Raw genomic sequence first — 14,355 nt, forward strand, 5'->3', positions numbered from 1 at the left:
AAAGGGGCGGAAATAACCGCCCCTCTTTATTTTGTAAATATCATTTTCTTTGAATCTACGAATTCGTTGGTTATCATCCTGTAAATATATGTTCCTGAACTTACTCTTGCTCCATTTTTATCTGTTCCATCCCAAACTATGAAATGCTCGCCTGCGGGTAGCTTTTCATCAATTAAAATTTTAACTATCCTTCCAGTTATATCAAATACGGCAATCTGAACTTTTGTTTCCTTGGGGATTATAAATTTAATTGTTGTGGCTGGGTTGAATGGGTTTGGATAATTTTGTTCAAGTTTAAAGTTTATAGGATAAATATCGGTTGTGATGAGTTTAAAATTGGGGATCATTATTGTTCCGTTTGAGCTTAGGATTTCAATCTTCAAAATTTCAATATCATCTGTGCTGTTAAATTTACCCGTTATGAAAAATATGTCACCTTCACCTGGATCAAGACCATTTGAATCTTTTGCGGACAAATTGATATAAACAAAATCGTTTTTTATCTCGTAATTCATTTTCATAAATCCGGCGCTTCTTGGCATAAGTGAAGCAAATTCAGCAACTGAACCATTTTTGAGCTTAAACTCAACTGAAAGTTTTTTTACTCGCTCGCTATTTTTTAACCAGACGATAATTGATGAATAACTAATGTTAAATTTTATCCCTGCATCCTTATTTTTCCCATCTTCAAGTTTAAATGTTAATCCAAGCGCTGTTGCATTTAGCTTCCGAGCTTTCGGGGCTATCATAAGCAGGTTTTCAAAATTTATACTTACGCTGTCATTCTGATTGTAGTTTAAAGTTTTAAATTTTATCTTCGCAATTGTCGTTTTTCCGGGTTTGAATTCATGTCCTGCGCTTGCAAAGAAGATAAAGTTAGTTGTAACGCTATCGGGAGAGTAATATTTAAATAAAAGGTCGTTTCTTGAAACAATGATCGTATCAAGTTTGATAATCGCCTTACTTAATTTTAAAGTTGCCTGTATTCCTGCAACTGTATCGGCGTTTGAGAGGACAAGATTTATTTCTATGTTTTGTGAGCTTGATATATCATTTTTTTCTAAATACAGTAAATTTTGAGCATTTATCAGGGAAACGGCAATTGCTATCATAACGATTATGTTGAAAATTCTTTTAAGCATTTTTGCTATACCTTAATTTTTTGATCTTCCACAAGAATTTGCAACAATTAAAGTGCCAACTTAAATGGTTTCAAAATTCAAAATAAAAATCTTGAAAAACAATCAAAATTTAGCACGATATACAGCGAGGAGGTAATTTGAAGATTCAGTTTTGTATTTTTTACAAATAAAATCGTGTAATTTTGAAAGGGATTTTTGAAGCTTTGGGAACCTCAAAAATTAATTTTGAATTTTGCTATTGTGGCGTTAATTTTTAAGAAAAAAGCATTATGAAAGATGAAGTTTTGATTGGAAAGGTCATCAGCGCTCACGGGGCTATATTTAATGTTCAGGTTGATAATAAGATTATTCAATGTAAATTGAGGGGTAAGCTTAGGCTTCAGGATAAAGTGAGCACGAGTCCAGTTGTGGCTGGAGACAATGTTAAAATTAGAGTTCTTGAAGATGGGTCTGGTGTGATTGAGGAAGTTTTTGAAAGGTTTAATAAACTTTATAGGCGAGCTGTTGGTAAAAAAGAACTTGAGCATGTTATAGTAGCAAATATAGATCAAGCGATAGTTGTAACTTCTTTTAATATGCCTCATGTTCCTTGGGGATTTGTGGACAGATTACTTATTGCGAGCGAGAGAAACAACATAAAACCGATAATTTGCATTAACAAGATTGACTTGATAGAAAGGTGGAAAGAGGTTAACGACTTTATCAGAGTTTATAATAAAAAAGCTGGTTATGAGATTATAAAAACAAGCGCTGAAACTGGCGAAGGACTTGACATTTTAAAGCAAATACTTAAAGATAAAACAAGCGTTTTTGTAGGTCAATCTGGTGTTGGGAAATCTGCTTTAATAAATGCGATTGAGCCTGGTTTAAATGTGCGAACCACAGAGGTAAGCGAAAAAACTGGCAAAGGGCGACATACGACATCGCACACGGAACTTCATCCTCTTTCATTTGGCGGATTTATAGCGGATACTCCTGGTATGAAGGAATTTGGGCTTGCTGGAATAGAAAAACCTGAACTTGGATTTTATTTTCCAGAGTTTAGAAAGTTCATTGAGATGTGTAAGTTTTCTAATTGCACGCATACTCACGAGCCCGATTGCGCCGTTAAAGATGCGGTGCACTCAGGGAAGATTGATAAGCGTAGATATATGAGTTATGTGAACATATTGAACTCGCTTGAGGAGGATTAATTTTTTGCAATAAATGCGTTTTTTGAGTAATTTTTTGAAGAGTAGAAATTTTATATCAACGAGTTTAAAATGACCTCGCAAACTAGAAACATTGACTACAGAAAAAGGAAAGATAAAAATTTTTTCTCACGGTATAGAATAGGTTTCGCCGTTTTAATCTTCAGTTTAGGCTTTTTTCTTATTTTGAGTATTTTATCCTATACCCCCAAAGATCAGGCAAATCTCGTCTCAATCTCTGAAATAGGCAAAATCTTAACAGGGGATGAGCAGGTAAGACAAAAGCTTGAAAGAACACATAATTGGCTTGGATTCATCGGAGCAAAAGTTTCTTTCTTCGTGATAAATTATACCTTTGGCTATGCTTCAATTCTTATGGGATTAATTTTAATTTTTTGGGGGATCTTTTTGTTTTTTGACAAGGATAAAAAAGATCTTGTGAGATGGACATTCTACATTTTAATTTTTTCGTTTCTTTTGTCGGTGTTTCTTGGAAATTTAAAGCTGATTTTTGGAACGGATGCATTCAGAAGCGAAATCTGTGGTATGGTTGGTCTTTATGTCTCCGATATTTTGATAAAACTTTTTGGTGAACTTGGAAGCATATTTATAACTCTCGTTTCTTTTTTAATTTTCATTGGTCTTGTTGTGGAAATTAACTACTACAGTATTGCGGTGAACATTGGGGACAAGATCTCAACATTTTGGGAGAGATTAAGATTTGAAAAAAGAAAAGAAAAGTTTAAAAAACCATCTGAGCTGAAATTACAAAAACTTGAACAAAAGCAAGTTCAAAAACCCACCGAAGTCGTGATCTTACAGCCCGAGCCGAAAGATGTAAGATTAAAAGAGGAGATAACTGAAAGAAAACCTGAAAGAGTTGAAGTAAAAAGCGAAGATGCGAAAGAACAGTTTTCAGATTTAGATAAGGAACCAAGAAGAAAACATCACACTAAGAAGCTTGATTTCAAACTTCCGCCAATTGAATTGCTTGATCCAGAAGATGGCGAATCTGTAGCAGACGAGGAAGAACTTAATACAAATGCTGAACTTTTGAGAAATAAACTCGCAAATTTTGATATTGAAATTGAAAAGATAAGTATAACCCCTGGTCCAGTTGTAACTCTTTATGAGATCGTCCCAGCAGCTGATGTAAAGGTAAGGGAAATCGTTTCACTTGCAGATGATATAGCGCTTGCACTTGCAGCTCGTGGAATAAGAGTAATAGCTCCGATGCCTGGTAAAGGAACAGTTGGAATTGAAATCCCAAATCGTAAACCCGCAATTGTTAGAATAAGAGGTGTTATAGATTCACCCGAATTTAAAAATTTCAACGGTATTCTCCCAATAGCAATGGGAAAAACCATATCTGGAGAGATTTATTGCGATGATCTTGCGAGAATGCCACATCTTTTAATAGGTGGAGCAACTGGTTCAGGTAAAAGCGTCGGAATAAACACTATTATTGTTAGCTTGCTTTATAAACTTCTTCCATCCGAGGTGAAGTTTGTAATCATTGACCCTAAAAAAGTAGAGCTCATAAATTACCGCAAGCTTGTAAATCATTATCTCGCTGTTTGCCCAGATGTTGATGAGGAAGTAATAACTACGCCTGAGAACGCGGTCCTCGTTTTAAAAAGTTTAGTTCTTGAGATGAACGAAAGATATGATAAATTTTCAAAAGCTGGTGTTAGGAACATTCAAGATTATAACGAGCGAGTAAAACAAGGGAAGATAAAAAGCACAGAGGAAGTTCAACATTATGAATTACCATATATTGTTGTCATAATTGACGAGCTTGCTGATTTGATGCTCGTTGCATCAACTGATGTGGAAGAACCAATAACTCGGCTTGCTCAACTTGCGCGAGGCGTTGGTATACATCTCGTAATTGCAACGCAAAGACCTTCCGTTGATGTTATAACAGGATTGATCAAAGCAAATTTCCCGACCAGAATTGCTTATCAAGTTGCGTCAAAAGTTGATTCAAGAACCATTCTTGACATGAACGGAGCTGAACAATTGATCGGAAGCGGAGATATGCTTTATCTACCAGCTGGAGCAACTAAACCGATAAGAATTCAAAACGCTTTCGTTTCAATTGAAGAGGTTGAAAGGATCGTTGAATACATAGCTTCTCAACCTGGATATGACGAACCTTATAAACTACCATCGGTGTTAGAAAGGCAAAGGGTTCAGATTAGTGGTGGTGATGAATTTGACGATCTATTTGATGAGGCTGCAAAGATTGTCGTAAGATATAAACAAGCATCAACTTCACTATTGCAAAGAAAATTGAAGATAGGTTATGCGAGAGCAGCACGCATCGTTGATCAACTTGAAAGAGAAGGAATCGTAGGTCCGCCGATGGAAGGAAACAAAGCAAGAGAGGTGTTGATTGAGAGTGAACTTGAACTTGAAGAAATTTTAAAACAAATAAGAAACAGGTAAAACTATGAAACTTTACTTCAAAGGTTTTCTGTTCTTGATTTCGCTATACAGTCTTGTGTTCGCACAATCCGGGAAGGAAATTGTAGAACAATTGAAGAAAAAATACGCAACGATAGATGATGCTGTCGTGAGATTTGAACAATCTTTGAAATATGGAATGTCAAAGTTTGAGCAAACTTTTTCTGGGACATTTTATTTTAAAAAGAAAAATAAATATCGGATAGAAACTGAACAACAAACGCTTGTGACCGATGGAAGTACAAGTTGGCTTTATTCAAAAATCAATAAACAAGTCATCATTGACAAATACAAAGAAGATAAAAACGCATTATCTCCTGAGAAATTTCTACTTTCAATTTCAGACGAATACATTCCTGTAATTCTGAAATCTGAAAAGATGAACGATAAAAAAGTGATCGTCCTTAAATTAACTCCTAAAAACGACGATTCAGTGATTGAATCAGCCAAGGTGTGGGTCGTTGAAGGAGAGTTGAACATAGTAAAAGTTGAGATAACAGATATAAACGGAACCGTTACAACATATAATGTCAAGAGTGTGAAGATAAATTCTGGGCTTGATGATAGCTTGTTTAAGTTTTCCGTCCCGCCGGATGTTAGAGTTGTTGACTTAAGATAAAACAAAATTTAGAACCTGATGATCAATCTCAAGAATTTGTTCAGGTTTGTTTTCGGGATAGGCGTTGCGGCGGTTTTTTTATATTTCGCCTTCAAAGGAATTGATTGGATAGCGTTTCTAAATGTTTTTAAAAATGTGAATTACATTTACATTTTTCTGACATTCCTTGTTCTTTTATTTTCTCACTTTTGCAGAGCCTTGAGATGGAAGTATCTTTTAGTGCCTGTTAAATCAAATACGTCTTTCTTTCATTTTTTTGAAGCAACGATGATCGGATATTTTGCCAACAATATATTTCCGCGAGCTGGGGAAGTAGTTAAAGCTTATACATTGAGCAAGGATGAGAAGATTTCAAAAGCCTCCGGTCTTGCAAGTGTTTTACTTGAACGCATCCTTGATATAATTTTTTCACTTTTCTTTTTTGGTGTTGCGATGTTGTGGAATAAAAAGATTTTTGAAAAACATTATCCGTGGCTTGGGCAGGTTGCTTTGGTGAGCACTTTAATTACGGGTTTTGTTATTGTTTTGATTGTTTTTCTATTGATATGGCGTAATAAACTTATTGCTCTGCTAAGTAAGCTTGCGGGCATGTTCAGCAAGAAACTTGAGGAGAAAATTAAAAAAACTTTTGGATCTTTCATTTTGGGATTTGAGGCATTGATGCATAAGGGAGTTTACGGGAAAGTTATTTTATTAAGTTTTTTAATTTATCTTTCCTATATTTTTGCAGCTTACATTCCGCTTTTTGCTTTTAAGATTGAAAGGGAAAAAATAGGTTTCTTCACAGCACTTGTAATTTTTGTCGTTTCAACAGTTGGCTTTATCCTTCCAACGCCAGGTGGGGTGGGAAGTTATCATTCATTTATAACTGGAGCACTTGTTGGGCTTTATGGAATTAAACATGAGATAGCATTAGGGTATGCAGTTTTAACTCATGGGGTTGGATATTTGACAAACGGACTGCTTGGATTTTACTTTGCGATGAGGAAACAGATTAAACTTGCCCTACAAGATTAAATTGCGGAGCCGACGGGGCTCGAACCCGCAACTTCCAGCGTGACAGGCTGGCGTGCTAACCTATTGCACCACGGCTCCTCTTAAAACCGAAATAAATATAATCAACCGATCTAAAAAATGCAAATTTTGAATAAAAGCACAATAAAAGGGAAGTTATCTCAAAATCTTTTGCGAAAAGTTTTTCAGATTATTTATTCACCAGGATCAAAAACCTTGTTCATACTATTTCTGATGCCAATCTTGAGTTAACAGGCATTGACTTTATTCTTAACATTTCTTGTAGGAATTTCAAAATATGGAGAATTTGGGGTTTGAAAACCGCATTTTTCGTTTTTGACTTTTGTTGTGATGTTTATTAACTTTTCAAAAAAGTAGATTTCATGATGTCAGCAAAATTTTTTATCTACTGCGCCGGTTTAATTTTATTCATCTCGTGTTTTCAAATCGTGGGGCAAAAACCACAGGAAGTTGAAGATATATATCTACCAGATGGTGATAATGTTAGCGTAAGCGTCTGGATTGATAATCTTGAAATTCCATGGTCTCTTGTTTTTCTTCCAGATGGTAGAGCTCTTGTAAGTGAAAGACCAGGTAGAATACGGCTTATTGAAAATGGGAAACTTGTTCCTGAACCGTATATGATTATTGATGTAAGGCATTCTGGCGAAGGTGGATTGATGGGGCTTGCGGTTCATCCAGATTTTCCTAAAAAGCCGTATATCTACGCGATGTATACTTACGAAAATAAAGATGGAAAAGTTTTCAATAGGGTTATAAGGATAAGAGACAACGGAAAAAAGGGAGTTTTTGATAAAATTATAATTGATAGCATACTTGGTGCAAGATTTCACAATGGGGGAAGGATAAAATTCGGACCTGACAAAATGCTTTATATAACAACGGGGGAGATTTTCAAAGGTGAACTTGCGCAAGATTTAAATTCACTTAATGGCAAGATTTTAAGATTGACACCAGATGGAGAAATTCCTAAGGACAATCCATTTCCAAATTCTCCGATTTATTCATATGGACACAGAAATCCACAGGGTTTAGCGTGGCATCCGGAAACAGGAGATCTTTTTGAATCTGAACATGGACCATCGGGAGAGTTTGGTCGTTTCGGACATGACGAGATTAATTTAATAGTTAAGGGCGGAAATTACGGTTGGCCTAAAATAATCGGCGCTGCAGGTGAAAAAAATTACATTGATCCCATCGTTGTCTGGAAAGATGCAACTCCGCCAGCTGGAATGACTTTCTATAAAGGTGATTTATTCGTCGCAACTTTAAGAAGCGAAGCGTTGATAAGAATTAAACTTCAAAAGTCAGGTATGTCATATAAGGTTATACGAATTGAAAGATGGTTTGCTTTTGATAGAAGAAAAGGAAAATTCGGGAGATTGAGGGATGTCGTAGAAGGTCCAGATGGAAATCTTTACATTTTGACAAGCAATAGAGATGGTCGTGGAAACCCACAACCAGGCGACGATAAAATCTACAAAATCGTTTTTAAAAAATAATCTGGTTTAAGGCCATTTAAATTTTATCTTACTTGAACTTTACAACAACCATTGTCATATCGTCCGGTTGTTCCATTCTCTGTGCGTAAGCATTGATGAATTTATTGATCTCGTTCCCGATTTTATTAGCCGTTGATTTTTGATGTGCTTTAACTAATTTAACTATTTCATCAATTCCAATTTCGGTTCCAAACTTATTCGTTATCTCAACGATCCCATCGGTGTAAAGAAAAATTATATCTCTTGGTTTAACTTTAACCTTTTCTGATTTGTATTTGCTTTCAAACACACCGAGGACGGTTCCTCCCTCATCAAGAAATTTTATTTTACCATCGCTTAACAGAAATGGAGGGTTATGTCCAGCGTTCACATACTCAAGTGTGTAATTTCTTAAATTAATTTTGCATATGAAAAGCGTTATAAATTCATCCGCAGGTGTGTTCTGGATGGCAACCTTATTGAGCAGATTGACAATTTTTCTAACATCATTAGTGAAGATTAAAATGCTTTTTAGCGAAGCTTGAAGGTTAGACATCAGAAGTGCGGAGGACAAACCTTTACCGCACACATCTGCGATCACGATTATAAATTCATCTCTATTTATTTTAATTACATCGTAATAATCACCGCCAACGATCTTTGAGGGAATTGTTAAGGCATATATTTCAACTCTCTTGTCTTTTGGAATCTCAGATGGAAGGAGTTTTTTCTGTATCTCACAAGCAAGTTTGATATCATATTCAAAATTTAACATTCTGAGGTTTTCAACTGCGTTTATAAAAGAGGTGAAAAACGATTTTATTAAATCTATTTTTTCGGCTTCAAAGTTCTTGTGATTTTTTGAGCCGAGCAACAATACATAATTTCTTGTTGAGTCCCCCGGGCTTTTAGCTATGGCGAGGCGAAAATTTGGGTGTTTCATCAAAACGCTGGAACTTTCCAAACGCAAGATTTTTTTGATAAGTTCAAGTTTAAAAGATTTGTTTTCGGGAAAAGAGAAAATCTTCATCGTTTCATTCTCAATTCTTGCGACAATAACATTGTCAACCTTAAAATGCCCGATTAGAATAAGCGCAAAAGAAGTAAAGATTTCTTCTTCGCTCTTTTTTAAGAAGATGCTTTGTATAAACTCATTGAGCGTGGTCAAGTTAAATATACTTTTTCGTAGCTCAATAAGCGAAAAAATGTTCTTAAGTGAAATTGCTGTTAAGTTTAAAACGAAATTTATGTAGTCAATCTCCGACTTTGTGAAATTTTTCCTTTTGGTTTTGATAAAAATTAAACCAAAAATTTGCTCGTTTTGCCTTTTTTGAACTTGAGCCAATCTGACTGGAAAAATGTAATTAAATCCATTGCTTTTGACAAAGCTTTTCAATTTGTGATTAAAATTTTCAATTGTAGCGGTTTTTAATTTCGTTAAGTTCAGCGGCACCGATGAACAGCTCAAATTAAGTTGATTTACGACTTTAACCCCACTTGAATAAACAAGTTTAAATTTAGCAGTGGATGATAAAATAAAACCCGCAACTTTGTTGATTTTTAGCTTACCCATAAGGGAAAGGATTGAAACTTTTAGTATCTCCTCAGGATCGCTTAAATCGCTAAGCGTTTTTCCAAGGTTGAAAACAGAGTCAAGTGTGAAGACGGCTTCCGTTTTTTTCATCTTTTTGCCTTAAATGCTTTGTTAAGATGACCACATTTTTACCTTGCTTTCGTGTGTAAATCACTTCATCCATAAATTGATAGATTATGAACATTCCAAGTTTCCCTTTCTTAACTTTGCCGGTCTTTTTATATTTTTGAATTGGATGCTCAATTTTTATTTTTTGAGGATCAAATGGGAGGCCATCATATGAGACAACGATGATAAATTTATTGCCACGAGATTTGATCTCAACTTTAATTTTTCCGTTTGGTTTATTTTGATATGAATGCTTAATTGAATTTGTGCACACTTCGTCAACCGCGAGGATTATTTTTTCTGCTTCAATTTCGGTAAACCCAAACTCCCTTGCTCTTTCTCGCACAAACTCTCGGACGAGCTTGAGATTTTTCAGATCGCTTGTGATAATTAGTTTTCTATTTTTTGCCTTTTTTGACATTTTTGCCCTTTGCTTTTTCAAAAGATTTTACCGCTTCATTTTCATCATTCAAGACATCAAAGATATGTTTAAAGCCGAGAAGTTCAAAGATCTCATCTATTTTCTCCGGAAGACAGCAAAATTTTATATCTCCGCCATTTCTTCTGACTTCGTCTACGAAAGCCATGAAAACCCCGAAACCAGCACTGCTTATGTAGGATAAATTTTTCATATTTACGATGATTTTATAGTTCCCGCTTTCAACGATTTCTTTCATTTTCTCTTCAAATTCAAGGGAAGTGTAAGCGTCAAGATAACCTTTCATTTTCAGAATAATAAACGAATCCTTGTGGTTGATTTTTACCTCAAAATTTTTCTCTTTGGTTTTTTTAACCATCTTTTTTCTCCGTTAATTTTTCCATTTGACTGCAAGTATTGTTATATCATCAATCTGCTTCATTTCACCTTGATATTTTGTGACTTCTTTAAAAATTGATTGCACAAGCTCATTAGCGCACAATTCCGTGTTGCTAATTATAAGATTTTCAAGGCGTGCATATCCAAATTCTTCGTTTTCCTCGTTCATTGCTTCAATTACACCATCGCTGTAAAACAAGATGAGGTCATTTTTTTCAAGTTTTAATTTAACAGGTTTGAGCAATTTGCGAAAGAGAGCGCTTGGCATAAGACCAACTCCGGCGCCAGGGATTTTAAGTAGTTTAATGCACTGTGTTTTAACTAAAATTGGCGGAAGATGTCCAGCTCTTGCAATGTGAACGATATTTTTCTTCAAATCAAAATAAGCATAGACAAGCGTTATAAAAAATTTTTTATCTATGTGTCCGTAAATTGTTTCATTTGCTTTGACAAGGAAATCAAGCGGGGCTGGATATATTTTTGCAAGTGATTGAAAAATCCCTTTTATTTCAGCCATGTAAAACGCTGCTGATATACCTTTTCCAGAAACATCGGCAATTATTATGGATATGTTTCCATCACTATGAAAGACAAAATCGTAGTAATCACCTCCAACCTCAAATGCTGGGACGGATAAGGCTGCTATTTCAAATTTATCTGATTCAGGCAGAACCTTAGGCAAAAGTTTCTTCTGCATTTGTTGCGCAAGTTCAAACTCACGGGCAAGGCGTTCTTTCTCAATAGATTCTTGAATTAGGATTGAGTTTTCAACACCGATTGCGATTTGATCTGCGAAAGCAAGCGCAAGATTTATTTCATCTTTAACAAAATTTTGATTTTCCTTCAAAAGATATAAGTAGCCTGATACCTTGCCGTGAGCTACAAGCGGAGCGATCAAAATAGTTTTATCGTTAAGTTTTTCAACTTGAAAACCTTGAGGATATTTTGTCAGATGCGCCTCTTTAATTTGTGCGATTTTATCCGTTAGATTTATCATTTCGCTTTCTTCAATCCCTGATCTTCCATAAATTTTGTCTTGACCGTATATTTTAAGTTCAACCCAACCTGATTTTGAGTTTGTTATCTCCATTGCTATTTTGACAGCGGTTTCGGTAAATTCTTTTATGTCAAGGACTTGAGCGACAAGTTTACCGATATTTTGGAGAGTTGAAAGCTCTGCGATTTTTCTTTCGTAAATTTCACCTGTTGGAAGATGAAAAATTGTGCTACCGAAAACAAAGAAAAAATAAATTATTAAAAATGGTTGCAGATAAAAATGCACAAAAGAAAAGAAAAGTGATGAATAATATCTCATACTCTCCGCACTGCTACCTGTGATAAACGGGCTTTGAAGTAGAAATGAGAAAACGATAACAAGGGAAGAGAAAAACAAGATCCTGTATTTATCTTTTTTTGATAAACTTATTATCCAAGGAATCCTGAAAGAAGTCCAGACAAATAGAATCAGTTGAACTATTACCATTAATTGTGATAGCAACCCAGGAAGATCAAAAACTTCTCGTGCAAATTCCGCGATCGCGAAATATAAAAGAGTTATACTAAATTTTATCTTCGCTTCCTGATTTCGTTCGTGAAATAGAATTTTAAGAAAGATTGAAAAAACGATTGATGTCAGGAAGATGTAAATTAAATTATGGATGTTGCTTGCGAGAATATCCGAGAAGGAAAGCAATGTCGGAAGTTCGCCTTCCCTTTGAATATTGATTATGTTCTTAAAAGCGAAAGAAATCCCAACAAGTGGAAAAAGGAAAATTGAAATAAACTTTGTCCCGTCAACTGGATTGTGTTCAAATTTTTTCGCAAATGGTTGGACTATTAAGATCAAAGTTATTAACAATGCAGAAAACAAAATGTTTGAAGCGAACTCAAATGCAGGTAAAGGGAAAATTTTTTTAACAAGCGTTATAATTAAAAGTGTAAATGCAAATCCAAAAGCGAGTAAAATCTGGCCGAGGGAGAATATTTTTGAGTTTTGTTCATTCATCTAATTAGTAAAACTTTGCGAACGGTTCTATATTTTGATGTTTCAAGTTTGCAAAAATAAATACCGCTCGGCAAATTTCTACCATAGTCATCAGTTCCGTCCCACAAGATTCTGAAATCTTTTACAGGTTGTGGGAAATATCTATCAACAAGTATTTTAACTTTTTGTCCGAGCAAGTTGTAAATTGAGACATTGACCTGCGCCGGCTCCGGTAAACTGAGAAGAAAAGCGGTTTGAAAGTTAAATGGGTTGGGGAAATTAGGGGAGAGATAAAAATCTTTTGGTGGTTCAGCATCAAAAACTTTCGTCAATAGGTTGGTTTTATTCTCGTTGTCAATCACATAGATTGTAATGGTGGGAGGTAAAACAGCGAGAGTTGTGGAGTATTTATTTTCTGATATGGGTCTCATTTGGATCTTCTGATTATTTGCAATAAGTGAAACTTCTTTAATTCCGCTTCTTGATAAAGCGTAAACTGAGATTTCATATCCGTTTATGCTTTGTTTTATCTCTGGAAAATTACTTATAATTGGACCGTGATATAGAGCTGCGGAAAGACCGTTCACAATCCCCCAGCCGTAATCGTTATTTGGATTATTTGCATGACTTGCTGTATTTCTTATTGCATCTCTTACTTCAAAAGAGCTTAACCTGGGGTGTGTTGAGAGAATCAAAGCAGATATTCCAGCAACGATTGGGCAAGAAAGTGATGTTCCAGAGGCATATACATAACTGTTTCTTGAACTTGTTGAGGCACCGAAGACGGAAACTCCAAGAGCGCATACATCTGGTTTTATTCTGCCGTCATAAGTTGGACCCATTGAGCTAAAACTTGCGATCCTACGAAGTGAGTCAACTGCGCCAACTGCGATCACATATTTTCCATCAGCTGGCGCAACGATGTATCTCCAATATGTATTTCTTTCGTTTCCAGCGGAATTTACAACTACGATCCCTTTTTGAAAAGCTATATCTGCTGCTTTCGTTATTTTAGCTGTGTTCCCGTCCATATCTTGATAAGTATACCAATCAATATAGCCGAGTGAACTTGAGACGACATCAACACCAAGTGAATCCATCCATTCAATTGCCCTTACCCAGTTATCTTCCTCAACGGGTGTTTCGCTTCTCATATCTTCGGTTTTTGCCAGCACAAATTTAGCCCCTGGCGCAATTCCATAAAGTTTTCCTTCCTTTTTGCCACCGAGAACGGAAAGAGTCAATGTCCCGTGGAAATCCTGATTTGGTGAATCTTGTGGTTGATTTGCGGTTATTGTATCGTTAAAAATAAAATCATATTGCGCTACAACTTGAACTCCTTCAAGTGATTCATGCGATAACCTATATCCAGTGTCCATCATCCCGACGAGCACATCGTTTCCTATTATATTCATTTTGTGAAGTTCTTTAACACCCGAAAACCTAACTTGAAGTTCTGAATTGCCGTAATTGTATTCTACAAGCGGATTTTCTATTTCAATGTTTTCTAATGAGGTTTTAGTTGATTTAGCGACTGGTTTAATTTCAAGGACGAAAGGTAAATTTTTAACTTTTTTTATTTGATTGCTATCAAGGTATGCGCTTATAGCGTTGAGCCACTTTGAGACAACATTAATTTTAATTCCGAGCGATTTAATTTGGTCAATATATCCTTCATAAACTGGTAGGTCGTAATAATCAAAAACTTTTCTCTCGTCTTTTACTGTTTTTAATCTCCTTTCATATGCTTTTGCCGAAATTGAAAGTTTCAGCTTCTCGTAAATTGCAGAACCTTTTGCAAGTGATACATTTTCATAAATTCCCTTATCTTTAAAGACGATCCAATACTTTTGCTGTTTTTCCTGCGAGATGGCAAGCGAAAGAAACAGGAGAAACATCAAAAACTTTTTCATGCT

General features: G+C 35.4%; 11 protein-coding genes and 1 tRNA gene. 5 read left to right on the forward strand and 7 right to left on the reverse strand.

From position 1 onward, the window contains the following. Positions 1-26: 26 nt before the first annotated feature. A complete protein-coding gene (locus NZ923_06855) occupies positions 27-1,142 on the reverse strand; it encodes a T9SS type A sorting domain-containing protein (protein ID MCS7229738.1) in 1,116 nt (371 codons plus the stop codon). Between the two features lie 269 nt (positions 1,143-1,411). On the opposite strand from NZ923_06855, the gene rsgA reads away from it, so the two are divergent. The 4 genes from rsgA (at position 1,412) to NZ923_06875 (ending at position 6,437) form a co-directional block, all read left to right on the forward strand. Further along, positions 1,412-2,335 carry a ribosome small subunit-dependent GTPase A gene (gene rsgA, locus NZ923_06860; protein MCS7229739.1) on the forward strand — a complete coding sequence of 308 codons (924 nt, stop codon included), beginning with the start codon at positions 1,412-1,414 and terminating at the stop codon, positions 2,333-2,335. A 69-nt stretch (positions 2,336-2,404) separates the two neighbouring features. Then, entirely contained in the window at positions 2,405-4,783 is a 2,379-nt protein-coding gene (locus NZ923_06865) for a DNA translocase FtsK (protein MCS7229740.1), read from the forward strand. A gap of 4 nt (positions 4,784-4,787) precedes the next feature. Beyond that, on the forward strand, positions 4,788-5,420 hold the full coding sequence (locus NZ923_06870; GenBank protein MCS7229741.1) for an outer membrane lipoprotein carrier protein LolA: 633 nt from the start codon (positions 4,788-4,790) through the stop codon (positions 5,418-5,420). 18 nt (positions 5,421-5,438) lie between these two features. Then, positions 5,439-6,437: a flippase-like domain-containing protein gene (locus tag NZ923_06875; GenBank protein ID MCS7229742.1), complete on the forward strand. Its 999-nt coding sequence runs from the start codon at positions 5,439-5,441 to the stop codon at positions 6,435-6,437. A gap of 4 nt (positions 6,438-6,441) precedes the next feature. Here the strand turns inward: NZ923_06875 and NZ923_06880 are convergent. Then, positions 6,442-6,515, reverse strand: a tRNA-Asp gene (locus NZ923_06880). 368 nt (positions 6,516-6,883) lie between these two features. Here NZ923_06880 and NZ923_06885 point away from each other — a divergent pair. Beyond that, positions 6,884-7,957 carry a PQQ-dependent sugar dehydrogenase gene (locus NZ923_06885; protein MCS7229743.1) on the forward strand — a complete coding sequence of 358 codons (1,074 nt, stop codon included), beginning with the start codon at positions 6,884-6,886 and terminating at the stop codon, positions 7,955-7,957. Between the two features lie 28 nt (positions 7,958-7,985). On the opposite strand, the gene NZ923_06890 is transcribed toward NZ923_06885, so the two are convergent. From NZ923_06890 to NZ923_06910, 5 genes are read right to left on the reverse strand one after another with little or no spacing between them, the layout of a single operon-like run. Next, on the reverse strand, positions 7,986-9,620 hold the full coding sequence (locus tag NZ923_06890; GenBank protein MCS7229744.1) for a PP2C family protein-serine/threonine phosphatase: 1,635 nt from the start codon (positions 9,618-9,620) through the stop codon (positions 7,986-7,988). Beyond that, a complete protein-coding gene (locus tag NZ923_06895) occupies positions 9,589-10,059 on the reverse strand; it encodes an ATP-binding protein (GenBank protein MCS7229745.1) in 471 nt (156 codons plus the stop codon). Before NZ923_06895 ends, NZ923_06890 begins: the two co-directional genes overlap by 32 nt. Then, positions 10,037-10,435 (reverse strand): STAS domain-containing protein, encoded by a 399-nt coding sequence (locus tag NZ923_06900; protein ID MCS7229746.1) that lies wholly within the window; start codon positions 10,433-10,435, stop codon positions 10,037-10,039. The genes NZ923_06895 and NZ923_06900 overlap by 23 nt, the downstream gene beginning before the upstream one ends. Before the next feature lie 12 nt (positions 10,436-10,447). After that, a complete protein-coding gene (locus tag NZ923_06905) occupies positions 10,448-12,460 on the reverse strand; it encodes a PP2C family protein-serine/threonine phosphatase (protein MCS7229747.1) in 2,013 nt (670 codons plus the stop codon). Next, on the reverse strand, positions 12,457-14,352 hold the full coding sequence (locus NZ923_06910) for a S8 family serine peptidase (protein ID MCS7229748.1): 1,896 nt from the start codon (positions 14,350-14,352) through the stop codon (positions 12,457-12,459). The genes NZ923_06905 and NZ923_06910 overlap by 4 nt, the downstream gene beginning before the upstream one ends. Positions 14,353-14,355: the final 3 nt, after the last annotated feature.

Origin of the sequence: Candidatus Kryptonium sp. (assembly GCA_025060635.1) — a bacterium.
GTDB lineage: Bacteria > Bacteroidota > Ignavibacteria > Kryptoniales > Kryptoniaceae > Kryptonium.